We start from the raw sequence: 23534 nt of genomic DNA on the forward strand, positions 1-23534 counted from the left end.
GCTTTGCGCATGGGGGACGTGGGCGGCCGTCAGGCGGCAGCGGACACCGGATCGGCCGAGCGGTCGCCGGTCGCCTTCCGCACCATGGAGTCGGGGAAGGTCAGCCGAACGATCTTGCGGACGACCGTCCCGAACTGCCGCAGCAGCGGGCCGCGGTTGTAGGGGATGCCGTGGCGTTCGCAGATCGCCTGCACCTCGGGCGCAATCTCGGCGTACCGGCGCGCCGGCATGTCGGGAAACAGGTGGTGCTCGATCTGGTGCGACAGGTTGCCCGACAGCAGATGAAACAGCTTGCCTCCGGTGAGATTTGCCGAACCGAGGACTTGGCGGAAGTACCACATGCCGCGGGACTCGTCCCTGGTCTCCTCGACGGTGAATTCCTGAGTGCCGTCCGGGAAGTGGCCGCAGAAGATGATCATGTACGACCACACGTTGCGCATCAGGTTGGCGGAGAGATTGCCCGTGAAGACGAACGGCGCGAAGGGACCGGCCAGCAAGGGGAAGGCCACGTAGTCCTTGAGCGTCTGCCGGCGTGTCTTCTTCCAGATGGCGCGCAGCACCTCGCGCTTGTCGGCGAGCTCGATCTCGCCGGAGCGGATGCGCTCGGTCTCCAGTTCGTGCAGCGCGACGCCGTACTGGAACAGCACCATCAACAGGAAGGCGTAGAGCGGATTGCCCAGGAAGTAGGGCTCCCAGCGCTGATCTTCGCTCATCCGCAGGACGCCGTAGCCGATGTCGCGGTCCATCCCCACGATGTTGGTGTGGGTGTGGTGCATGTAGTTGTGCGAATGTCGCCATTGATCCGCCGGGCAGGCGGTGTCCCACTCGAAGGACCGGCCGGAGATGGTGGGGTCGCGCATCCAGTCGTATTGACCGTGCATGATGTTGTGGCCGATTTCCATGTTGTCCAGGATCTTTGACAATCCCAGCATCGCGGTTCCCAGCAGCCAAGCGGGCGGCAGGAAGCCGGCAAACAGTAGCGCGCGGCCACTGAGTTCCATGGCGCGCTGGGCCTTGATGACGCGGCGGATATAGTCGGCGTCCTCGGCGCCCAGGCTGGCCATCACGCGCTCCCTGATGGCGTCCAGCTCGCGGCCGAATGCGTCGGCCTGTTCGGGGGTCAGGGTGATCTTGTTCTGTGTCATGGCTTCTCCTCTCGGAAACTTCGGCGGCTCAGAGCGATAGGTTGACGTCGCCGACGGGGACGGACACGCAGATCTGCACGTCTTCGTCGGGGCCGGTCGAGACGGAGCCGGTGATCAGGTTGCGCACCGTTCCCGCGGTCTTCCGGCGGGTGCAGGTGTGGCAGATGCCCATCCGGCAGCCGTTTTCGGGTGACAGGCCGGCCGATTCCGCCTGTTCCAGCAGCGAGCGTCCATCATCGACGACATCGATCCCGCTGTCGGCGAAGGTGACGCGGCCGCCCGAGGGGTTGGCGGGCGCCTCGAACGACGGCGGGACGAAGCTCTCGGTGTAGACGTTGCCGCAGTGGTTCCGCACGGCCTCGACCAAAGGTGTTGGGCCGCAGACGAACACCGCATCGGGCGACGGCATGGCGGCTTCCAAATGCGTGGCGTCGAACCGGCCTTCCAGATCGCCGCCGTCGGATCGCGTGAAGCCGTGCAGCACGCGGACGCCGGGCATTGCCGCCAGCTCGTCGCGGTAGCACGCCTCGGCCTGCGTGCGGGCGTAGTGGATGAACGCGAGCTCGCCCCGGTGTTTCTCGGCGACCAGCGTGCGCAGCATCGCCATGACCGGCGTGATGCCGCTTCCCCCGGAGACAAAGAGGATCCGCTTCGGTCGGTGGGCCGGCAGCACGAAGTCACCACCGGCGCCCGTCAAGCCGACCACCATGCCGCGGCGGGCGTGTTCGTAGAGGTAGTTGGAGACCAGGCCGCCGTCGTGCCGGCCGATGGTCAGCTCGAGATTGGCGTCCCCTTCGGCATTGGCCGGGGAGTAGCAGCGGGTGTGCCGGCGGCCGTCGATCTCGACGGCGACGTTGACGTACTGGCCGGCTTGGACTGTCCAAGCGGACCTGAAGCTCTCGTTGGGCGCGAGGGTGAGGGTGAGACTGCGGGCGGTGGTGCGGCGCGCGTCGATCACCTTGGCGCGGGCCTGGCCCAGCGTCCAGGTTGGCGCCACCAGCTCGGTGTAGCGGTCGACACCGTGCGGGCCGGTGAGCAGGTCGAGGAGGTCCGAACCCAACACTCGCTTCCGAAGAGTCCGAGCAAGGGCCCGACTAGGAGTTGTTTGAGTGAACATATGTACACCGTGATGCCACACCACCCGGTCAGTCAAGGGTTTACTGCACGTCTGTGGTAGGGTTCACATAGTGAACAGCCGTACTCCTAGCTCACGGGTGCGCGGTTCTGGTCGCGAGCGCGTGCGCGAAAGCCGGTCTCGTGAGGAGCGCAAGGAGGCCACCCGGCGCGCCATCATTGCCGCGGCACTCAAGCTGCTGCAGGACCGCAGCTTTTCCAGCCTCAGTCTGCGGGAGGTGACCCGCGAAGTCGGGATCGTGCCCGCGGCGTTCTACCGCCACTTCGAGTCGATGGAGGCCCTGGGGCTGGTCCTGATCGACGAGTCGTTCCGCAGCCTGCGCGACACCCTGCGTGAAGCGCGCGCCGGCAAGCTCGACCCGAACCGGGTGATCGAGTCGTCCGTGGAGATCCTGGTCGCCAGTGTCGCCCAGCGGCGCGAACATTGGCGGTTCATCGCGCGCGAACGCAACAGCGGGCTGAGCGTGCTGCGCTACGCCATCCGCACCGAGATCCGGTTGATCACCTCGGAACTCGCCACCGACCTGGCGCGCTTCCCGCGGCTGCACGAGTGGACCACCGAGGATCTCAACGTGCTGGCGACCCTGTTCGTCAACGCGATGATCGTCATCGCCGAGGCGATCGAGGACGCGCAGAGCACCGAGGCGCTGGAAGACATCCGGCGGATCGCGGTCAAGCAACTACGGATGATCGCGATCGGCATCGCCGGTTGGAAGAGCACTCCCTAGCGATCGCCGCCCAGCCGCCGCGCGCGCAGTGAACAGTCGAACACTGGTCGCGTCACTCCGTCGTCTGAGTAAAGTCCGGCGCCGCGTTCTCGTCGACCACTTCGTACAGCGACTCGCCGTCTTCCGGCGCCCCGTCGATCTGGCCCCGATGAGCGCGTCCGGGCGGACCGTCGGCGGGTGCGCCCGCGGCCGGCGTGTCGGGCGAGACGTCGGGCTCCTCCTCGGCGAGCCGGGCATCCAGGGATTCGCCCTCCCGTTCTTCCCGGGCCGTCATGCCGAAGCGGTTGGCCTCGCTCCAGCCCTCGGGCGGGTCGACGACGATGTCACCGTCGTCGTTGTGGAGTTCGTCGGAGTCGGTGCCTTCGCTCGCGTTCAGGGTGTCACCCGGCCCGCCTTCCTCCGGGAAGTCAGCGGGGTCGACCTCGGCCTGGGGGTTTTCGCTCATGCGGGAACGGTTGCCCGCCGTAAAGAGGGGCTAAACGCTACCGCGGCGAGCGCCACATCGCCCACATCGTGGGGCCACCGTCGGGCAATACCAGCTCGCGGGTCACCGTGAAACCGAAACGCTCGTAGTACGGCACATTTTCGGGCTTGCTCGACTCGAGATAGGCCGGACAGTATTCGGCGTCGCAGCGGTCCAGCCGAGACCGCATCAGGGCCTGACCGAAGCCCTGGCCGCGGACCGACGGGTCGCTGCCGATGGCGGCCAGATACCAGTGCGGCTCTTCGGGATGCGTGCGCTTCATCAATTCCTGCACGCCACGCGCCCTGGTCGCGCGCATGCCGAACACGCGCAGGAAGGTCGGGGTCATCGCCAGTTCGCCCAGCCGCGTCTCCCGCCACCGATTGGGGGGATCCCAGAGCGCGGCCGCGCCGATGCCCGGGCCGTCGCACGCCACCTCAACGCCACCGCAGCCCAGATGATGGTGGCGCGTCATCGTGGCGAAGACGCGGTGCAGGTTCGCGGTGCGCGCCCGGTCGTCGGGCAGCAGCCACGTCATCACCGGGTCGTCGTAGAAGGCACGCGCCAGGGTGCGTGACAGCTCGCGGACGTCGGCCTTCCGCGCTGGGCGCGCCTGGGGAGTCACCCGAGTCAGGTTAGCGGGTGATCTCCATCGCGGGTGTCATCGCCGCAGCGGTGGGTACGTTACCGCGGTGACCGGCGTTTCGCGTCGCGCATTCGGGCGGGCAGCCGCCGGTTTCGGCATGCTCGGCACCACCGGGCTCGGTGCCGGGTGCGGGCGGCCGGGCGGCGCCGACCACACGGCGCCCGCCGCCCCGCCACCGCCGGCGGCCAAGCCGGTGGGTGTGGTGCTCTCGCACGAGCAGTTCCGCACCGACCAGCTCGTGGCGCAAGCCCGGGCGGCCGAACAGGCGGGCTTTGCCCACGTCTGGGCCAGCGACCACATCCAGCCGTGGCAGGACAACGAGGGCCATTCGATGTTCCCGTGGCTGACCCTGGCGCTGGTCGGCAACGCCACCAGCCGCATCTCATTCGGTACCGGCGTGACCTGCCCCACCTACCGCTACCACCCGGCCGTGGTGGCCCAGGCATTTGCCTCGCTGGCGATCCTGTATCCCGGACGGGTGTTTTTGGGAGTCGGGACCGGGGAACGGCTGAACGAACAGGCGACCACCAACGCGTTCGGCAACTACACCGAGCGTCACGACCGGCTGGTCGAGGCGATCAGCCTGATCCGCCAGTTGTGGAGCGGATCACGAATCTCCTTCGCCGGTCGCTACTTTCAGACCAGCGCGTTGAGGCTTTACGACACGCCTTCCACCCCCACGCCGATCTTTGTGGCGGCCAGCGGGCCCAAGAGCGCCACGCTGGCCGGTCAATACGGCGACGGCTGGATCAGTCAGGCGCGCGACATCACCAACCCAACGCTGCTGGCGGCGTTCGGTGCGGGCGCGCGGGCCGCCGGCCGCGACCCGGGCGCCATGGGTAAGCGGGCCGAGCTGTTCGCGGTCGTCGGCGACGCCGCCGAGGCCACCGCCGCCGCGGGCCTGTGGCGCTTCACCGCCGGCGCCGTCGACCAGCCGAGTCCGGTCGAAATCCAGCGCGCCGCGCAGGCCAACCCCATCGACAAGGTGTTGGCCAACTGGACCGTCGGAACCGACCCGGCACCGCACATCAAGGCGGTGCAAGCGATCCTCGACGCGGGCGCCATCCCGTTTGTGCACTTCCCGCAAAGCAATCCGCTGACGGCCATCGAGTTCTACCGCACCAACGTGTTGCCGAAGTTGCACTAGTTCGACGTGGGCTCGACCTCGGGCTGAATGTAGACGACGCGCACCGCGGGCACCGTCTCCCGGACGCGCGCCTCGGCGTTCCGGATCACATCGGCCGCGACGGCGAATTCCTCCTCGGGCCCGAACACGACCTTGGCGGCCACCACCATCTGATCGGGGGCGAGGTACTGGGTACGCAGGTCCAGCACGGAATCGACGTGCTGCGCTTGTTGGAGGGCAGACCGAATCATCTTGCATTGGCTCGCCGTCGCGCCCTCGCCGATCAACAGGCTGTGCGTCTCGATGATCAAAACCACGGCGATGACGGCCAACAAGATGCCGATGCCGAGCGTGCTCACGGCGTCCCACAACGGGTTTCCCGTCACGGCGGTCAGCGTGACGCCCGCAAACGCCACGCCCAGACCGAGCAGCGCGGCGCTGTCTTCCAGCAGGACGACGGGTGGCTCAGGGACACGGGAATTGCGAACGAACTGCCACCAATTCTCGGAACCCTTCAGCCGCCTGGACTCCCGTCGCACCGTGCGCAGGCTGAAGCCTTCCAAGACCGCGGCGACGACCAGGATCGCGATGGCGACGCCGGGCGCGGTCAACGGCTCGGGATGCGAGAGCTTGCGGAACCCCTCGTACAGGGCGGCGACCGCACCCAGCACGAACACCAGAAGTGCCACGACGAAGGAATAGAAGTACCGGCTTCGGCCATAGCCGAACTGATGCAGGGCATCCGGGCGCCGCAGCGCCGCATGTTTGCCGACCAACAACAGCAGCTCGTTGATCGTATCGGCAAGCGAATGCAGCGATTCCGCGAGCATCGCCGAGCTTCCGGTCACCAGGAAACCGACGAATTTGGCCGCCGCGATCCCCGCATTGGCGGCGAACGCCACCACAACAGACTTCGTTGTGCTGTCGCCCGCCATCGCGTAGAGCTACCCCCGACGGGACGGGGCGAAACGATCGATGTTTTGCCACAGCCGCACTCGCGGGTCAGCGCGGACCGTCCCGTTTCAAGGCTTTAGCCCCGGGTATCCGCAGGCCACTTCGAGTCACAAGCCCAACTGGAAGGCAAGGCATGGACGCAATCACTTTTCTTCGCCAGGACCATAAAAGCGTGCTCGGTTTGTTCGAGACGCTCGACGGGGCACCCTCGGGCTCGGGCGCCGAGGCGAGCGGCCTTGAGACCGTCGTGAACAACCTCATCATCGCGGAGTCACAGCACGAAGCCATTGAGGAGCAGTTCTTTTGGCCCGCGGTGCGCAAGGCGATCGGCGACGGAATGACCGACAAGGCGATCGAGCAGGAGCAGGCCGGCAAGCAGCTGTTGCAGCGGCTCGAGGACGGCAAGCCCGGCGAGCCCGACTATCACGAAGCGCTGCAGGAGTTCATCAAGGCGGGTCGCGAACACATCGCGTACGAGCAGGACGTGGTGTGGCCGCAGGTCGAGCTGGCGATCAGCCGCGAAGAGTTGGAGAAGATCGGCGAAAAGCTGGAGCAGGCAAAGAAAATAGCTCCCACCCGCCCCCACCCGGATACCCCGCCCAACCCGACGGTGCTGAAGACCATGGGAATGGGGGCGGCGGTCGTCGACCACGTCCGCGACGCGCTCACCGGGCGTGCGGAGGACAACCCGCCGGACCCGCAGGTCAAGTAGCGAGAGGCACGAAGGCCGGGCGCTGGGTCGCCAGCGCCCGGCCTTCCTGTCCCAATTAACTTGTGGGCGTGTGCTGTTCGTGCGTGAAGGGTTTCTCGGCCTTGATCGCGGGTGAACCCTGCGGGTTCTGCTGCGCGCCCTGGTTCTGCCGCGTGCTCCCACCCAGCCACTGCTGTTCGGGCTTCTCGACGTACTCCCACTCCACGCCCTCCGGCCACGGCCCCTGGCCCTGGTTCCAGGGTCCGCGGATCGATTCACCGTTGCCGTTGGACATGTTGAAGGCGACGTTTTGGAAGCGCGGGTCACCCGGAAGCTGCCCCGGCGGGAAGTTCACCGGCAGCTCGTTCAGCGCCGCGGTGAACTGTTGGTAATGCGCGACCTCGCGCGTCATCAGGAAGCTGAGGGTGTCCTGCACACCGGGGTCGTCGGTGTACTGCTTGAGGTACTCGTAGACGATCTTGGCGCGCGACTCGGCCGCGATGTTGTTGCGCAGGTCGACGGTCGGGTCACCGTTGGCGTCGATGAAGGCGCCGGTCCAGTTGTTTCCCCCGGAATCCTTGACATCCGGCCCACCACCGCTGAGCACCAGGAACAGCGGGTTGACCGACACCGAGTGGATGATGCTGTCGCGTCCGTCGCCGCTGGCCACCGCCGGCATCCAGTCACATTTCTCATGGGCGATCTTCAAATTGTCGTTGAGACCGTCGAGGAGCATCGTGATCATCGAGCCGACCATCTCGAGGTGACTGAGCTCCTCGGTGGCGATGTCCATGAACAGGTCGTACATCTTCGGGTTCTTCTGCCGCAGCACGAAGGCCTGAGTGAAGTACTGCAACGCAGCGGTGAGTTCCCCGTTCGCGCCGCCGAACTGGTCCATCAGTAACGTCGCGAACCGCGGGTCGGGTCGGTCGACGCGAACCTCGAATTGAAGATCTTTATTGTGAACGAACACTGGGGCCTCCATGGGGGTACGAAGAAGGTTCTGGTCGACGGCGGGTACCCGGGAGGTATCTGAACAAACGGGCATGGATAACAAATCGGTTAGCTGGACGGGTCGCGCCGCTCCGGACGGCGCCAACGCTGGCCCGGGTTCCGCGGTGCGTTTATGTCGGGCACAATCGCGCCTATGGAGTCTTTAGACCCAACGTCGAAGCACGAGCTGGCCATGCGGATGGCGGAGCTGGCCCGCGACATCGCAGCGCCGCGATCTCTCGGTGACGTTCTCGCCGACGTGACCACCGCCGCGGTCGAGCTGATACCCGCGGCCGACATCGCGGGGGTGTTGCTGGTGAAGGGGGGCGACGAGTTCGAATCGCTCGCCGACACCGACAGCCTGGTTGCGCAGCTCGACAAGCTGCAGCACGACTTCAATGAAGGCCCCTGCCACGACGCCGCCCTCAAACAAACGATCGTGCGGACCGACGACCTGCGCGAGGAACCCCGCTGGCCCCAATACGCGCCGGCCGCCGTGGAACGCGGTGTGCTGAGCAGTCTTTCATTCAAGCTCTACACGGCCGACCGGACGGCGGGCGCACTGAACCTGTTCAGCTTCCGGCCCCACGTGTGGGACACCGAAGCCGAGACCATCGGCTCGGTGTTCGCCGCGCACGCCGCGTCGGCGATCATGGCGAGTCGCCACGGGCAGCAGATGCAATCGGCCCTGTCCACGCGGGACCGGATCGGCCAGGCCAAGGGCATCATCATGGAGCGCTACGGCGTGGATGAACTGCGCGCGTTCGACCTGCTGCGCCGCCTGTCGCAGGAGAGTCAGACCAAGCTCATCGACATCGCCCAGCGGGTCGTCGACACCCGCCGCGAGGACTGATTGTGCACCGCCGCCATCTACGATGGGTTGGCTTCATCGACGAGGCCGGCGCGGCGCTGCGCCGGGGAACGGGTGGTCACCGTGTGGGATTTCGAAACAGACCCTGAGTATCAGGCAAAGCTGGACTGGGTCGAAAAGTTTATGGCCGACGAGCTCGAACCGCTCGACCTGGTCGCTCTCGATCCTTATGACAAGAAGAACGCCGAGATGATGGCCGTCCTGCGGCCGCTACAGCAGCAGGTGAAGGACCAGGGGCTGTGGGCCGCACACCTGCGGCCGGAGCTCGGCGGCCAGGGGTTCGGTCAGGTCAAGCTGGCGCTGCTCAACGAGATCCTGGGTCGCTCCCGCTGGGCGCCGTCGGTCTTCGGCTGCCAAGCGCCGGACTCCGGCAACGCGGAGATCTTGGCGATGTTCGGCACCGACGAACAGAAGGCCCGCTACCTGCAACCACTGCTCGACGGCGAGATCACCTCGTGCTATTCGATGACCGAGCCGCAGGGCGGTTCGGATCCGGGCCAATTCGTCACCGCCGCGACCCGTGACGGTGACTATTGGGTGATCAATGGCGAGAAGTGGTTCTCCACCAACGCCAAGCACGCGTCGTTCTTCATCGTCATGGCGGTCACCAACGCCGAAGCGCGCACCTACGACAAGATGTCGCTGTTCATCGTTCCGGCCGAGACACCGGGCATCGAGATCGTGCGCAACGTCGGTGTGGGCGCCGAGTCGTCGGCGCGCGCCAGCCACGGCTATGTGCGCTACACCGATGTCCGTGTCCCGGCCGATCACGTGCTGGGCGGCGAGGGCCAGGCGTTCATGATCGCGCAGACGCGGCTCGGCGGCGGTCGCATCCACCATGCGATGCGCACAATCGCCTTGGCGCGCAGCGCCTTTGACATGATGTGCGAGCGGGCGGTATCACGCAAGACACGGCACGGGCGGCTTTCCGATTTTCAGATGACCCAGGAGAAGATCGCCGACAGCTGGATCCAGATCGAACAGTTCCGGTTGCTGGTGCTGCGCACCGCGTGGCTGATCGACAAGCACCACGACTATCAGAAGGTGCGCCGGGACATCGCCGCGGTGAAGGTGGCCATGCCCCAGGTGCTGCATGACGTCGTGCAGCGGGCCATGCACCTGCACGGCGCGCTCGGGGTCTCCGACGAGATGCCGTTCGTCAAGATGATGGTCGCTGCCGAGTCGCTGGGCATCGCCGACGGCGCCACCGAATTACACAAGATGACGGTGGCGCGCCGGACGTTGCGCGAATATCAGCCCGTGACAACGCCGTTCCCGTCGGCACACATACCCACCCGGCGGGCGGAAGCCCAGGCCCGGCTGGCCGCGCGGCTCGAGCATTCCGTCGCGGAGTTCTGAGCCGGAGTCACACCCTTCCCCCGGCGACACGTAAACCGTTGCGACGACACGCCAGCGCGCGTCGCAACGGTTTATATCTCGCGGTGGCCCGTGGCGCCAGCGACCGTCAGCTGATGTAGCGGACGATGCTCTCGGCCACGCACGCCGGCTTGGGTGCGCCCTCAATCTCAACGGTGGTCGACATGGTCGCCTGCACGGCGCCGTTTCCGACGTCGTCGACGCTGACCAGTGATGTCTGCGCACGCACCCGGGAACCGACCGGCACCGGGGCAGGAAAGCGAACCTTGTTGAGGCCGTAGTTGATTGCGAGCTTGATGCCGTTGACGGTGTAGATCTGGTGCTGAAGGCGGGGCAGCAACGCCAGCGTCATGAAACCGTGGGCGATCGTCCCGCCGAACGGCCCGGCGGCCGCGCGCTCCGGGTCCACGTGGATCCACTGGTGATCACCGGTCGCGTCGGCGAACAGGTTGACGTCCTCTTGGGTGATGGTCACCCATTCGCTGTGCCCGATCGTTTCCCCGGTGGCGGCCGCGAGGTCGGCGACTGATTCGAAGGTGCGCATTGAGTCCTCCTTGACTTCGCGGGTAACAATAACGCTCGCCTTTGCCCCGCGACGGCGCGGGTTTCAAGGACACGCTGTGCCGGTAGCCGGAACAGGTTTCACACCGGCAAGCCGGGGAAGCCCTGCGCGAGGATGCAGAATCGCAAGGAGGGAGATGGCATGCCCGAACGCACGCGGCACGGGACCGAGTCGAAGGCGCAAAGGGGCACGGCGAGGCTGCGGCCATCGGAGCGAATCCGCGAAGCCGAAAGCGTGCGCCTGAATGTTCCGATGCTCGGACAGGTGCGAGTACCCCGGGCCGACCACCTCGCGTTCTACGGTGGGCTGGCCGCCCTGGCGGCGATCCAGATCCTCGATTGGCCCATGGTGCTGTTGCTGGGTGCCGGCCAGGCGCTGGCGGAAAGGCAACACAGCCGCGTCGTCCGCGGGTTCGGCGACGCCTTGAGTGAGGCTTGATCGCTTCGTGCGCCGCGCTAGCGCTGCGGCAAGCGGTTTGGGATTTGTGGCGAACCGTCCGACTCGTCGCAGTTTGGCGGCGCAGGAGGGGGGAACCCGTCAGAGTTAGCCGCCCCACCGGAAGGAAACGAATGGCTGAGAATAAGGGCCACAAAGCCGAGTCGGACGTGGAACCTGAGACCCACGAGTCCAGGTCGCGCGACGCGGCCGGAGAGGCTGACGGCTCGTATGTCGGGGCAGCCGGTTCCGATGACTCCTTCGACGCCGGGGAAACGGGTGCTGAAGCGCGGAGTCAGCAAGGCTAACCCCCTGCGCCGCAGGCTGTTTCGAGCCGCCGAGCGCGCCGATCCCGTCGCACGTAGTAGTGGAAGCCGACCCCGAGGTTGATGCGGTTCCCGTCCTCGGCGCCGCCTTCGGGCCGCGCCGCCCGGTTGGCTCGCCTCCTCGGTGAGCGGGCCGATGCGCCCGCCACCGAACCCGCCACGCCGGTCGGGTGACATGCCGCTGGCGCAAGATGGGGCTGTGAGGCTGCTGCTGATTTCCGACACCCACGTCCCGAAACGCGCCCGCGACCTGCCCGCGCGGGTATGGGACGAGGTCGACGCGGCCGACGTCGTCGTGCACGCCGGTGACTGGGTGGTTCCCGAACTGCTCGACGAACTCGAACGCAGGTCGGCCCGGCTGGTGGCGTGCTGGGGAAACAACGACGGCCCCGAACTGCGGGCCCGGTTGCCCGAGCTGGCGGACGCCACGCTGGCGGGCGTGCGGTTCACCGTGGTGCACGAGACGGGCGCGGCGGCCGGGCGGGAGACCCGGATGTCACGGCTGTATCCCGACACCCAGGTCCTGGTGTTCGGGCACAGCCACATTCCCTGGGACAGCCGCACCGACACGGGGTTGCGCCTGCTCAATCCCGGTTCGCCGACGGATCGCCGCCGGCAGCCCCACTGCACCTACATGACCGCCCGCGTCGATGACGCGGCCCTGGTCGACGTGGTCCTGCATCGCCTCCCTAAGTAAGGGGTACATACCTACTGCACAGCTTCCCCACATAAATAGCTCGGCTATAGAGGTATTATGGAAAAGGTGCAGTCAACAACGGACGTGGTCACCGACGTGTTTCGCGTTGTCGGCAGGTTCCGCCGGCAGCTGCGCCGCACGGCCGGGCGTGGCTTCGACTCGTCGGCGCTGACCGAGTCGCAGTCCGAGCTGTTGTGGCTGGTGGCTCGGCAACCCGGCATCTCCGTCAACGCGGCCGCCGCCGAGCTCGGGCTGGCCCCCAACACCGCGTCGACCCTGGTCTCGAAGTTGGTCTCCGGCGGACTGCTCGTCCGCACCGTCGGCGACCCGGACCGCAGGGTCGGCCGGCTGAACCTGGCCGAACCGGCCCAGGAGATCGTCGACGCGTCTCGGGCCGCGCGTCGGGCGGTGCTGGCCGACGCGCTCGCCGAACTCGACGACAACCAAATCGAGTCTTTGACAAGAGGATTGGAGGTCATCGAGCTGATGACCCAGACATTGCAGGAGCGACGATGAGCGGTTCATTGCCGATGGCGGTCGACGCCAGGCACCTGACCTACCGATATGGCCAGTTCACCGCCGTCAACGACGTCACGTTGCAGGTACGAACCGGCGAAACCATGGGGATGCTCGGCCCGAACGGCGCCGGCAAGACCACCATGGTCCGGATGCTCACCACGCTGGCCCCGGTGCAGCAGGGCGAGTTACGCATCTTCGGGCTGGACGCCCGCCGCCAAACCACCGACATTCGCAGCAATATCGGCTATGTGCCGCAACAACTCTCGATCGAACCGGCGTTGACGGGCCGGCAGAACGTCGAGTGGTTCGCGCGGCTGTACGGGGTGCCCCGGGCCGAACGTTCCGACCGCGCCGAGCAGGCGCTGGCCGCGATGGACCTGCTTGAGGTGGCCGACCGGCTGGCTGCGGCCTATTCCGGCGGAATGGTTCGCCGCCTCGAGGTGGCGCAGGCGCTGGTCAACCGCCCGTCGCTGTTGATTCTCGACGAACCGACCGTCGGGCTCGATCCGATCGCCCGCGACGGCGTGTGGACGCAAGTGCAGAAAATGCAGGCGCAGTTCGGGATGACCGTGCTGCTCACCACCCACTACATGGAGGAGGCCGACGCGCTTTGCGATCGGGTCGCCCTGATGCACCGTGGTGAGCTACGGGCGGTGGGTACACCCGCGAAGCTGAAGTCGACGGTGTCGCCGCGGGCGACCCTCGAGGACGTGTTCCGCCACTACGCGGCGTCGGACTTGGCGGACGGGGAGCCCACCGAGTCCGACGCCTCGTTCCGCGAAATCCGTTCCGCGAGAAAGGTTGCGCGCCGTGTCGGTTGATAGCGCCATGCCAGGTGCCCTGGTCCGCGCGCCGCGCGGATGGCAACGCGTGGGCGCCGTGATCAGCCGTATCGGCGCGTTCGCGATCGTCGAGCTGCAGAAGTTGCAGCACGACAGGACCGAACTCGTCACGCGAATGGTGCAGCCGGCGTTGTGGCTGCTCATCTTCGGGACCACGTTCAGCCACCTGCACGTCATCCACACCGGGTCGGTGTCCTACCTGGCCTTCCTGGCGCCGGGGATCATCGCCCAGTCCGCGCTGTTCATCTCGATTTTCTGTGGGATACAGATCATTTGGGATCGCGACGCCGGCGTCCTCGCCAAGCTGATGGTGACGCCCGCGCCCGCGTCCGCGTTGGTCACCGGCAAGGCGTTCGCGGCCGGGGTGCGTTCGGTCGCCCAGGTGGTCGGCGTGATGGCGTTGGCGTACCTGATGAACGTCGGCCTGACGGTGAACCCGCTGCGGATCGTCGCGGCCATGGCGGTCGTCATGTTGGGTGCCGCGTTCTTTGCGTGCCTGTCGATGACGCTCGCCGGCCTGGTGCGCAACCGTGATCGCCTGATGGGCATAGGCCAGGCCATCACGATGCCGTTGTTCTTCGCCTCCAACGCGTTGTACCCGGTCGACGTCATGCCGGCGTGGCTGCACGTGTTGAGCCGGGTCAACCCGCTCAGCTACGAGGTAGACGCCCTGCGCGGCCTACTCATCGGCACGCCCTTCAACCCGATGGACGTCATCGTGCTGGTAGTGGCGGCCGTGCTCGGAATCGCCGCCGCCTCAACGCTATTGCGCCGCCTCGTCGCCTAGCGGCGCGCGGCGTTAGCCGATTCGGCGACGGCCCGGAAGTACGCCGACGGGTTTCGATAACCAATCGTGACCGTAATGCAACGATTCCCGGCCGACTCCCAATCGTTAGCCAACCGCGATCCGAAGCTGCGGCCCTGACAGGCGATTCGCCCCCTCTCGCCGTGTTTCACTGCCCAGCGAAGGCATTCGACCGCGGCACGCGGCAAACGAAAGTTGGGATGGGTAGAGAGCTATGAAGTTCTTTTCAGAGTTGCGGAAGTTGCGTGGCGCCGCGGCGGCCATGCCGCGCCAGCTCGCGGTCGCGGCTGTGGGGGCTGCCCTGATGTCCGGCCTCGTCACTGCCGTCGGCGGCTCGGCTACCGCGGGGGCGTTCTCGAAACCGGGCCTGCCGGTGGAATACCTGGAGGTGCCATCACCGTCGATGGGCCGCAACATCAAGGTCCAGTTCGAGGGCGGCGGTCCCCACGCGGTCTACCTGCTCGACGGCTTGCGCGCCCAGGACGACTACAACGGCTGGGACATCAACACCCCGGCATTCGAGGAGTTCTACCAGTCCGGCCTGTCGGTGGTGATGCCGGTCGGCGGCCAGTCCAGCTTCTACAGCAACTGGTACCAGCCGTCGTCGGGCAACGGTCAGAACTACACCTACAAGTGGGAGACGTTCCTGACCCAGGAGATGCCGCTGTGGCTGCAGGCCAACAAGCAGATCTCCCCCGCCGGTAACGCCGCGGTGGGCCTGTCGATGTCCGGCGGTTCCGCCCTGATCCTGGCCGCCTACTACCCGCAGCAGTTCCCCTACGCCGCTTCGCTTTCGGGCTTCCTCAACCCGTCCGAAGGTTGGTGGCCGACGCTGATCGGGCTGGCGATGAACGACTCGGGTGGCTACAACGCCAACAGCATGTGGGGCCCGTCAACCGACCCGGCGTGGAAGCGCAACGACCCGATGGTCCAGATCCCACGGCTGGTCGCCAACAACACCCGGATCTGGGTTTACTGCGGCAACGGGACCCCGAGCGACCTGGGCGGCGACAACATGCCAGCCAAGTTCCTGGAAGGCCTCACGCTGCGCACCAACCAGCAGTTCCAGAACAGCTACGCCGCGGCCGGCGGACGCAACGGGACGTTCAACTTCCCGGCCAACGGGACGCACTCGTGGCCCTACTGGAACCAGCAGCTGGTCGCCATGAAGCCCGACATTCAACAGGTGCTGCTGGCCAGCAACACCACGGCCCAGCCGGCGCAATCGGCTCAGCCGGCTCAGCCGGCTCAGCCAGCCGCCTGACCCCCGACCAGCATCGGCAGTAGCGCACCGGTCAGCGCTACTGCCGATGCTTTTTGTCGGAACGTTGCATCAACAGGGCGCGCCGGTCCTGGTGAAAGTAGGTGTACCCGGTCGTTACCGCACAAAGGGCCGTGGCCATCACCAGCATCCAGGTCCCGTTGACGACGACACTGATGAAGCCGCCGACCGCCGCGCCCACGACAAAGCTGGCCAACAGCAGGAAGTAACCGAGCCAGTCCGAAATGCTTCCGCCGCCGGCGATGTGGCGCTCGATGCCCTGGCCCATCTTGACGGTCGTGCCGGTCACATAGCTCAACGGCACCGAAACCTCGCCATCTTTGACAAAAGAGGTGTTCAACGCCCCGGTGCCGAACGCCAGCAGCATCATCGGCAAGAAATCGACGAGGTTGTCCTCCCAACCCTCATCGAGGACGTCGACAACGGTGGCGGCCGCCAAACTGAAGGTGGTCAGCACCGTCGGGCCATGCGGATGGTCCACCCAGAAGAACCGCCGGCACAGCGACGCAACGACCACGCCGGCGACGAACGCCGCAATCAGGAACCCGGCGCTCGCGGCCAGCCACCCCTGCCCCGTGAAGTAACCGAGCACGGCGCGCTGGGCGTTACCGGTGATGAAAACCACGAAGTAGCCCGCGGAGTGGGTGAAGGAGATAGCGCCCACCACACCGGCCAGCACCGCCAGCACCCACGACAGCCGCGCCTCGCTGTTGAAGGTTTCGCTTGCCACGCTGACATGCTGTCAGACGCTCGCCGACCCCGCAGGGGACGCATAGCGAATTCCTATCTTGCGCCTAAGAGTTGGTGAGCCGGGCGATGGAGCGCAGCGGGATCGGGAGCCAGCCGGGCCGGTGCCGCGCCTCGTAGCCGGCCTCGTACACCGCCTTGTCGAGCTCGTAGGCGGCCAGCACGTCAGCCGCATCTCGCGGGTCGGTTCCCGACGCGGCGGCGTAGCCCTCGCAGAAAGCGGTCCTGTTGCGCTCGACCCACTCCCGTGCGCGGGCGGCCAGTTGTTTGTCGTCCGCCTGATCCACCAACGGTCCGTAAGCGGCGTATTCGAACGACCGCAGCACGCCGGCCACGTCGCGCAATGGGGAATCCGGCGCGCGGCGTTCGTCGAGCGGCTGCCCCGGTTCCCCCTCGAAGTCGATCAGCAGCCAGCTCTCCGGAGTGCGCAGCACCTGACCGAGGTGCAGGTCGCCATGCACCCGCTGGACGGTGATCGTCTGGCCGGCGAGCTTGGCGAACCGATCCTCGATGGTCGCCGCGTACTCCTGCAGCTCGGGCACCTTCGCCACGGTCGACGCGAGCCGCGCCAGCACGGTGTCGACCGGGAACGCCGACTCCGCCGTTCCGAGGGATTCGGCCAGCGTGGCGTGCACCGACGCCACCGCCTCGCCGAGCCGGCGGGACTCGCCCGCGAAGTCGCCACCGACCTCGTGGGCGTACAGGTCGCCCTCCGCGAACAGGTCGCGGACGCTGGCAGTGGCCATGGCCCACCCTTCGGCGGCGTTGGACGCAAACTCGGTCACCATGCCGAGCGGCCACGTCTCGTCCGCCGCGCCGTCCGGGCCGGCCAGCTCGTAGGTACCGAGCAGCCGGGCCACGTGCGGGTTGCCGGCGCGGCCCAGCACCCGGTTCAGTTCGATGTCCGGGTTGATCCCGCTGTTGACCCGCCGGAACGCCTTGAAAATCGCGGCGCGGTCGAAGATCACGCTGGTATTGCTCTGCTCGGCGTCCGAGACGTGCGGCATCGCCTCCAGCGGCAGCTCGACGTCGGGCTCCTTGACGAACCTCACTTCGGTGCCATCCGCCGTCAGAACGGCCGACGAGTCGATCAGCGACAGCAGAAACCGCGGCGCGTCGGTGTCGTAGAGGGCATCGAAGCCCGTGCGGTCGCCGGCGGCACCGATGGTGGCCACGGTGCTGTATTCGGAAACCGGACCGGCGTCCCATTGCACCATGACCTGGTAGCGCTCCGACGAGCCGTCGGCGTACTGGGCGTCGACCAACACCAGGTCCAGGTTGTCGCGGAAAGGCACGATCACCGCGGCGTCGGCGGAGGTCAACTCCCGGTTACGGCCGGCGTACCACCGTTGCTGGGGCAGCCAATCCGACCACGGCAGCTTGGCAGGATCAGTCATGCGTCCTCCTCACACGCAGTCAGCTGGAACCAGTAGAAGCCGTGTCCGGGCAACGTCAGCAGGTAGGGCAGGTGCCCGATCCGCGGGAATTCGACGTGCCCGGTCAGCTCCACCGGCGTGCAACCGCTCCAGTGCTGCAGGTTCAGTTCGATTGGCTGGGGAAACCGGGACAGGTTGTTGACGCACAACACCGTGTCGCCGCCGCCCGGGACCTGGCGCACGAATGCCAGCACCGACGGGTTGGATCCCCCCAATTCCTCGAATGTGCCGACGGCGAAGGCCTCGTGGCGGCGCCGCACGGCCAGCATCATCCGGGTGAAGTTGAGCAGCGACGTCGACGTGTCGCGCTGGGCCTCGACGTTGACGGCCTGATAGCCGTAGACGGAGTCCTGGCTGGCCGGCAGGTAGAGCCGGCCAGGGTTGGCCTTGGAAAACCCCGCGTTGCGGTCCGGTGTCCACTGCATCGGGGTGCGCACGCCGTCGCGATCACCCAACCAGATGACGTCGCCCATGCCGATCTCGTCGCCGTAGTACAGGACGGGCGAGCCGGGCAGCGATAGCAGCAGGGCGGTGAACAGCTCGATCTGGTTGCGGTCGTTGTCCAGCAGGGGCGCAAGGCGACGCCGGATCCCGACGTTGGCCTTCATCCGAGGATCCTTGGCGTACTCGGAGTACATGTAGTCACGCTCTTCGTCGGTGACCATCTCCAGCGTCAGCTCGTCGTGGTTGCGCAGGAAGATTCCCCATTGCGCCATTTCGGGGATCTCCGGAGTCTGCGCCAGGATCTCCGAGATCGGGATGCGTGACTCGCGGCGCACCGCCATGAAGATGCGCGGCATCAGCGGGAAGTGAAACGCCATATGGCATTCGTCGCCGCCGGTGGTGGGGTCGCCGAAGTACTCGACCACGTCGGCCGGCCACTGGTTGGCCTCGGCGAGTAGCACCCGTCCCGGGAACTCGTCGTCGATGACCTTGCGGACCCGCTTGAGGAAGGCGTGCGTCTCCGGCAGGTTCTCGCAGTTGGTGCCCTCCCGCTCGAACAGGTAGGGCACGGCGTCCAGCCGGAATCCGTCGATGCCCAGGCCGAGCCAGAAGCGCAGAACGTCGATCATGGCTTCCTGGACGGCCGGGTTCTCGTAGTTCAGGTCCGGCTGGTGCGAGAAGAACCGGTGCCAGTAGAACTGCTTGCGCACCGGGTCGAAGGTCCAGTTGGACTCCTCGGTGTCGACGAAGATGATCCGGGCATCGGTGTACTTCTCGCTGGTGTCGCTCCACACGTAGAAGTCGCCGTACGGGCCGTCCGGGTCATGCCGGGACTCCTGAAACCAGGGGTGCGAATCCGATGTGTGGTTCATCACGAGGTCGGTGATCACCCGGATCCCCCGTTCGTGCGCGGCATTCAGCAGCGCGACGAAGTCTTCGACCGTCCCGAACTCGGGCAGCACCTTGTAGAAGTCGCGGATGTCATACCCGCCATCGCGAAGCGGCGAGTCGTAGAAGGGCGGCAGCCAGATGCAATCGATCCCGAGCCACTGCAGGTAGTCCAGGCGTCCAAGCAGTCCGCGCAGGTCGCCGGACCCGTCCGCGTTGGCGTCGAAGAACGCGCGGACCAGCACCTCGTAGAACACGGCGTGCTTGAACCACGTCGGGTCGGTGGGTAGCGCGGCGGCGTTGGTGAAATCGTCGGAGTCGGGGTGCTCGACGACACCCCCCTCGACGTGACTTCCTCCCGCGGGATGGTGCTCGACAGCTTCTCGTGCGTCGTTCATCAAATCCACGATGCCACGGATACCCGAGGCGCGACATTCGGAACCACGCTCGCTGACATGTGACGAAAAACCCATGGCGCCAAAATGATTGAGCGCCAGTCGGGCACCATCCGCGGGGCCGTCAGGCCGGAGGTCCTTCCGCCAGCGTCACGCTGACGGTGCGGTCGCCGCCCGCCGCGGCGCGGTAATGCACCGCGATCGTGTCACCGGGATGGTGCGGGATGAGCACATCGGTCATCGAGGTGGCCCCGGTGATCGGGACGCTGTCGACTCCGGTGATGACGTCGCCGGGGGCGATGCCGGCCGCGCCCGCGGGTCCGGTGTTGACCACCCGTTCGACGCGCGCGCCGTTGCCGTTGTCGGTCACGCCGAGCCCGAGGAAGGCGGTCGGGCCGATGTGCACGGTGTTGGAGCCGGCGCCCGACCTGATCTGGCCGGCCACGCCCATGGCCCGCCCGATTGGGATGGCAAAGCCCTGCCCGCCCGACATCTTGTAGTTGTCGGTGGCAGCGGTGTTCACACCGACGACCTGCCCCGCGTTGTTCACCAGCGGGCCGCCCGAGTCACCGGGCCGGATCGGCGTGTCGGCCTGGATCAGGCCGCCCAGCGACTCGTTGGCGCCGGTCAGCGTGTCGGTCGCGGAGACCGATTGGTTGAGCGCGATGACTTTGCCGGACACCGCGCTGGGTGTTCCGCCCTGGCCGCCGGCGTTGCCCATCGCGACGACGGGCTCGCCCACCGTGACGCCGCCGCCGATCGCGGCGGTCGGGAGGCCGGCGGCCCCGCGGAGCTGCAACACCGCGACGTCCTGGCTGCGGTCGTAGCCGACCACGTCGACGGCGTACGTCTGCCCGTTGCCGACGTCGAAGGCGCTGATGTCGGTCGCGCCGGAGATGACGTGATTGTTGGTCAACACGACACCGTTGGGGTCGATCACGATGCCGGTGCCGGCCCCCACGGCGTTGTTGTAGCCGAACTTCGTATTGATGTTGACCACCTGCGGCCCCACCTGCCCGGCCAATGCCGCCGGGTCGAGGGGGGCCTGGGGCGCGGGGAACGGCGATGCGGCCGCGGGTACGGTGCCCAAACCGACGCCCAGTCCGACCACAGCCAGCACACTGACCAACCATGACCACCAGACCGAGCGGTGGTGCGATTTGCTCATCCCGTCACCCTTCCTGCTTCGCGGTAAACACAAACTGTCCCGGCCTTGCGGTTCTGGGCGGCACAACTGTGTGTATATAACCGTAATGCAGGTAGCTATTCATGGCAGTGGCGAGGTTGCGTTCGGCGCCTAGGCTGACACGGTGGGCGAATTCGACCCAAAGTCCAGGTTGACGCGGTCTCCGGTGGCCCGGCTGGCCACGATCACGCCCGATGGTCGCCCCCACCTGGTGCCGGTGGTATTCGCCGTGGCCGACCCGGCCGACGTGGTGTACACCGCCGTCGACGCGAAACCGAAGGCGACGCGGCGGCTGCGGCGGCTGGCCAACATCGAACAAAACCCCCACGTGAGCCTGCTGGTCGACCACTACGCCGACGATTGGACGCAGTTGTGGTGGGTTCGGGTCGACGGCACGGCCACCATCCACGCCGACGGCCCGGCGATGGAGTCCGCATACCGGCTGCTGCGCGCCAAATACCCTCAGTATCAATCTGTTTCGTTGGACGGGCCGGTAATCGCGATCGCGGTGCGCAGCTGGTCGAGCTGGCACGCCTGACCGCGCACGCATTTGTGTCCGGCCCGTGGCCTTGTGTTGGGCCGCGGTTGGGGGAAAAGTTGCTTCTAGATCCTGTGAGCTAGGACACACCGCGCTGGGCGCACCCCTCGGCGCCGCGGCCGGGGAGAACTGGAGGAACGTCATGGCGGACAAGGCGAATGCTTCCCAGGGCGCAGCGGCCGCCCCCTCCGTTAACAGTCCCGGCGATGTGCGCAACATCGTCCTGGTGGGGCCGTCCGGTGGGGGCAAGACCACCCTGGTCGAGGCGCTGTTGGTCGCCGGCGGGGTGCTGACCAGGGCGGGCTCCGTCACCGACGGCAGCACGGTCTCCGACTACGACGACGCCGAGATCCGCCAGCAGCGGTCCGTCGGCGTTGCCGTCGCGTCCCTGGGCCACCACGGCGTCAAGATCAACCTGGTCGACACGCCCGGATACGCCGACTTCGTCGGCGAGCTGCGGGCCGGGTTACGCGCCGCGGATTGCGCGTTGTTCGTGATCGCGGCCAACGAGGGCGTCGACGAACCCACCAAGTCACTGTGGCAGGAATGCGACCAGGTCGGCATGCCCCGCGCGGTGGTGATCACCAAGCTCGACCACACCCGGGCCAGTTATTCCGAGGCGCTGGCCGCCGCCCAGAATGCATTCGGCGACAAGGTATTACCGCTCTACCTTCCGATCGGCCTGCCGTCCTGCGAGGGCCTGATCGGGTTGCTGTCGCAGACGCGCTACCACTATTCCGACGGCAAGCGGACCGAACAGCCGGCCGATCCCTCCGACGCCGACCGGATCGAGGAGGCGCGCGGGACCCTGATCGAGGGCATCATCGAAGAGTCCGAGGACGAGTCGCTGATGGATCGCTATCTGGGCGGGGAGTCCATCGACGAGGCGGTGCTGATCGAGGACCTGGAGCGGGCGGTCGCGAGGGGTTCCTTCTTCCCGGTGATCCCGGTGTGCAGCAGCACCGGCGTCGGCACGCTGGAATTGCTGGAGGTCGCCACGCGCGGCTTCCCGTCCCCGATGGAACACCCACTGCCGGAAGTGTTTACGCCGCAGGGCGCCCCGCACGCGACGTTGAGCTGCGACCCCGACGCTCCCCTGCTCGCTGAGGTGGTGAAGACGACGTCGGACCCCTACGTGGGAAGGCTAAGCCTGGTCCGGGTGTTCTCCGGGACCATCAGGCCCGACACGACGGTCCATGTGTCGGGCCATTTTGCGTCCTTCTTCGGCTCCGTCAACGGGAACGGCAGCACACACCCAGACCACGACGAAGACGAACGCGTCGGGGCGCTGTCGTTCCCGCTCGGCAAGCAGCAGCGCCCCGCGAGCGCCGTGGTGGCGGGCGACATCTGCGCCATCGGCAAGTTGAGCCGGGCCGAGACCGGCGACACCCTCTCGGACAAGGCGGAGCCGCTCGTCCTGAAGCCGTGGACGATGCCCGAGCCGCTCTTGCCGGTGGCGATCCAGGCGCACGCCAAGACCGACGAGGACAAACTGTCGGTCGGGCTGGGCCGGCTGGCCGCCGAGGATCCGACGCTGCGGATCGAGCAGAACTCCGAAACCCACCAGATCGTGTTGTGGTGCATGGGCGAAGCCCACGCCGGGGTTGTTCTCGACGCGCTGGCCAACCGGTACGGCGTCACCGTCGACACCGTGGAGCTTCGCGTGCCGCTACGAGAAACCTTCGGCGGCAAGGCGAAAGGGCATGGCCGCCACGTCAAGCAGTCGGGCGGGCACGGCCAATACGCGGTGTGTGACATCGAAGTGGAACCGCTGCCGGAGGGGGCCGGATTCGAGTTCGTCGACAAGGTGGTCGGCGGGGCGGTGCCCCGGCAATTCATCCCCAGCGTGGAGAAGGGCGTGCGCGCGCAGATGGAAAAAGGCGTGCACGCCGGCTATCCCGTCGTCGACATCCGGGTGACCCTGCTCGACGGCAAGGCCCACAGCGTGGACTCGTCGGACTTCGCGTTCCAGGCGGCGGGCGCTTTGGCGCTGCGCGAGGCGGCCGCGGCGACCAAGGTGAGCCTGCTCGAGCCCATCGACGAAGTCGCCGTACTGGTTCCCGACGACTTCGTCGGCGCGGTGATGGGCGACCTCTCGGGCCGGCGCGGCCGGGTGCTCGGCACCGACACCGCGGGCCACGAACGCACGCTGGTCAAAGCCGAGGTGCCCCAGGTGGAGTTGACGCGCTACGCGATCGATTTGCGTTCGCTGGCGCACGGGGCCGCGTCGTTCACCCGCGCCTTCGCCCGTTACGAGCCCATGCCGGAGGCCGCGGCCACCCGGGTCAAGGCCAGCGTCTGAAT

The 23534-nt window shown here is 66.9% G+C and carries 24 protein-coding genes; 13 read left to right on the top strand and 11 right to left on the bottom strand.

The window, feature by feature from the left end; genetic code table 11:
- Positions 1-29: 29 nt before the first annotated feature.
- Positions 30-1145, bottom strand: a complete 1116-nt coding sequence (locus ACEL92_RS26385; RefSeq protein WP_374023493.1) for a fatty acid desaturase — start codon at positions 1143-1145, stop codon at positions 30-32.
- 28 nt (positions 1146-1173) lie between these two features.
- Positions 1174-2262, bottom strand: coding sequence for a ferredoxin reductase (locus ACEL92_RS26390; RefSeq protein ID WP_374023494.1), 1089 nt, complete (start codon positions 2260-2262; stop codon positions 1174-1176).
- Between the two features lie 97 nt (positions 2263-2359).
- On the opposite strand from ACEL92_RS26390, the gene ACEL92_RS26395 reads away from it, so the two are divergent.
- Complete coding sequence (locus ACEL92_RS26395; RefSeq protein ID WP_374023495.1) at positions 2360-3007, top strand: TetR family transcriptional regulator; 648 nt, start codon at positions 2360-2362, stop codon at positions 3005-3007.
- Between the two features lie 52 nt (positions 3008-3059).
- Here the strand turns inward: ACEL92_RS26395 and ACEL92_RS26400 are convergent, their stop codons facing one another.
- Together ACEL92_RS26400 and ACEL92_RS26405 are read right to left on the bottom strand one after the other, a co-directional pair.
- Positions 3060-3452 (bottom strand): hypothetical protein, encoded by a 393-nt coding sequence (locus tag ACEL92_RS26400; RefSeq protein ID WP_374023496.1) that lies wholly within the window; start codon positions 3450-3452, stop codon positions 3060-3062.
- 37 nt (positions 3453-3489) lie between these two features.
- Entirely contained in the window at positions 3490-4095 is a 606-nt protein-coding gene (locus ACEL92_RS26405; protein WP_374023497.1) for a GNAT family N-acetyltransferase, read from the bottom strand.
- A gap of 67 nt (positions 4096-4162) precedes the next feature.
- Here ACEL92_RS26405 and ACEL92_RS26410 point away from each other — a divergent pair, with 67 nt between their 5' ends.
- Complete coding sequence (locus ACEL92_RS26410; RefSeq protein WP_374023498.1) at positions 4163-5263, top strand: F420-dependent hydroxymycolic acid dehydrogenase; 1101 nt, start codon at positions 4163-4165, stop codon at positions 5261-5263.
- On the opposite strand, the gene ACEL92_RS26415 is transcribed toward ACEL92_RS26410, so the two are convergent.
- Entirely contained in the window at positions 5260-6177 is a 918-nt protein-coding gene (locus ACEL92_RS26415; RefSeq protein WP_374023499.1) for a cation diffusion facilitator family transporter, read from the bottom strand. The genes ACEL92_RS26410 and ACEL92_RS26415 overlap by 4 nt on opposite strands.
- 152 nt (positions 6178-6329) lie before the next feature.
- Between ACEL92_RS26415 and ACEL92_RS26420 the strand changes: the two genes are divergently transcribed.
- Positions 6330-6908, top strand: a complete 579-nt coding sequence (locus tag ACEL92_RS26420; RefSeq protein WP_374023500.1) for a hemerythrin domain-containing protein — start codon at positions 6330-6332, stop codon at positions 6906-6908.
- A gap of 55 nt (positions 6909-6963) precedes the next feature.
- On the opposite strand, the gene ACEL92_RS26425 is transcribed toward ACEL92_RS26420, so the two are convergent.
- A complete protein-coding gene (locus ACEL92_RS26425) occupies positions 6964-7860 on the bottom strand; it encodes a manganese catalase family protein (RefSeq protein ID WP_374023501.1) in 897 nt (298 codons plus the stop codon).
- Between the two features lie 174 nt (positions 7861-8034).
- Between ACEL92_RS26425 and ACEL92_RS26430 the strand changes: the two genes are divergently transcribed.
- Complete coding sequence (locus ACEL92_RS26430; RefSeq protein ID WP_374023502.1) at positions 8035-8733, top strand: GAF and ANTAR domain-containing protein; 699 nt, start codon at positions 8035-8037, stop codon at positions 8731-8733.
- Between the two features lie 81 nt (positions 8734-8814).
- Positions 8815-10110, top strand: a complete 1296-nt coding sequence (locus tag ACEL92_RS26435) for an acyl-CoA dehydrogenase family protein (protein WP_374026397.1) — start codon at positions 8815-8817, stop codon at positions 10108-10110.
- 106 nt (positions 10111-10216) lie between these two features.
- On the opposite strand, the gene ACEL92_RS26440 is transcribed toward ACEL92_RS26435, so the two are convergent.
- On the bottom strand, positions 10217-10672 hold the full coding sequence (locus ACEL92_RS26440; RefSeq protein ID WP_374023503.1) for a MaoC family dehydratase: 456 nt from the start codon (positions 10670-10672) through the stop codon (positions 10217-10219).
- Between the two features lie 159 nt (positions 10673-10831).
- Here ACEL92_RS26440 and ACEL92_RS26445 point away from each other — a divergent pair, with 159 nt between their 5' ends.
- From ACEL92_RS26445 to ag85C, 6 genes are all read left to right on the top strand, one after another.
- Complete coding sequence (locus ACEL92_RS26445) at positions 10832-11128, top strand: hypothetical protein (protein ID WP_374023504.1); 297 nt, start codon at positions 10832-10834, stop codon at positions 11126-11128.
- A gap of 522 nt (positions 11129-11650) precedes the next feature.
- On the top strand, positions 11651-12148 hold the full coding sequence (locus ACEL92_RS26450) for a metallophosphoesterase (RefSeq protein WP_374023505.1): 498 nt from the start codon (positions 11651-11653) through the stop codon (positions 12146-12148).
- A 57-nt stretch (positions 12149-12205) separates the two neighbouring features.
- Positions 12206-12664: a MarR family winged helix-turn-helix transcriptional regulator gene (locus ACEL92_RS26455; RefSeq protein WP_374023506.1), complete on the top strand. Its 459-nt coding sequence runs from the start codon at positions 12206-12208 to the stop codon at positions 12662-12664.
- Positions 12661-13488 carry an ATP-binding cassette domain-containing protein gene (locus ACEL92_RS26460; RefSeq protein ID WP_374023507.1) on the top strand — a complete coding sequence of 276 codons (828 nt, stop codon included), beginning with the start codon at positions 12661-12663 and terminating at the stop codon, positions 13486-13488. Before ACEL92_RS26455 ends, ACEL92_RS26460 begins: the two co-directional genes overlap by 4 nt.
- Positions 13478-14296: an ABC transporter permease gene (locus ACEL92_RS26465; protein WP_374023508.1), complete on the top strand. Its 819-nt coding sequence runs from the start codon at positions 13478-13480 to the stop codon at positions 14294-14296. Before ACEL92_RS26460 ends, ACEL92_RS26465 begins: the two co-directional genes overlap by 11 nt.
- 232 nt (positions 14297-14528) lie before the next feature.
- The gene (ag85C, locus tag ACEL92_RS26470; protein WP_374023509.1) at positions 14529-15578 is read left to right on the top strand and encodes a diacylglycerol acyltransferase/mycolyltransferase Ag85C; all 1050 of its coding nucleotides are present in this window, start codon (positions 14529-14531) and stop codon (positions 15576-15578) included.
- A gap of 37 nt (positions 15579-15615) precedes the next feature.
- Here ag85C and ACEL92_RS26475 read toward each other — a convergent pair whose 3' ends face one another.
- The 4 genes from ACEL92_RS26475 to ACEL92_RS26490 all read right to left on the bottom strand — a co-directional run bounded on the left by ACEL92_RS26475 (position 15616) and on the right by ACEL92_RS26490 (position 20674).
- Positions 15616-16326, bottom strand: coding sequence for a YoaK family protein (locus ACEL92_RS26475; RefSeq protein WP_374023510.1), 711 nt, complete (start codon positions 16324-16326; stop codon positions 15616-15618).
- A gap of 64 nt (positions 16327-16390) precedes the next feature.
- Positions 16391-17740, bottom strand: a complete 1350-nt coding sequence (locus ACEL92_RS26480; RefSeq protein WP_374023511.1) for a maltokinase — start codon at positions 17738-17740, stop codon at positions 16391-16393.
- Entirely contained in the window at positions 17737-19509 is a 1773-nt protein-coding gene (gene treS, locus ACEL92_RS26485) for a maltose alpha-D-glucosyltransferase (protein ID WP_374023512.1), read from the bottom strand. The genes ACEL92_RS26480 and treS overlap by 4 nt, the downstream gene beginning before the upstream one ends.
- A gap of 121 nt (positions 19510-19630) precedes the next feature.
- Positions 19631-20674 carry a S1C family serine protease gene (locus ACEL92_RS26490; protein ID WP_374023513.1) on the bottom strand — a complete coding sequence of 348 codons (1044 nt, stop codon included), beginning with the start codon at positions 20672-20674 and terminating at the stop codon, positions 19631-19633.
- A 142-nt stretch (positions 20675-20816) separates the two neighbouring features.
- Here ACEL92_RS26490 and ACEL92_RS26495 point away from each other — a divergent pair, with 142 nt between their 5' ends.
- Together ACEL92_RS26495 and ACEL92_RS26500 are read left to right on the top strand one after the other, a co-directional pair.
- Positions 20817-21230, top strand: coding sequence for a TIGR03668 family PPOX class F420-dependent oxidoreductase (locus ACEL92_RS26495; RefSeq protein WP_374023514.1), 414 nt, complete (start codon positions 20817-20819; stop codon positions 21228-21230).
- Positions 21231-21372: 142 nt separating this feature from the next.
- Positions 21373-23532, top strand: a complete 2160-nt coding sequence (locus tag ACEL92_RS26500; protein ID WP_374023515.1) for an elongation factor G-like protein EF-G2 — start codon at positions 21373-21375, stop codon at positions 23530-23532.
- The last annotated feature ends 2 nt before the right edge of the window (positions 23533-23534 follow it).

Source organism: Mycobacterium hainanense (assembly GCF_041890355.1).
GTDB classification, from domain to species: Bacteria; Actinomycetota; Actinomycetes; order Mycobacteriales; family Mycobacteriaceae; genus Mycobacterium; species Mycobacterium hainanense.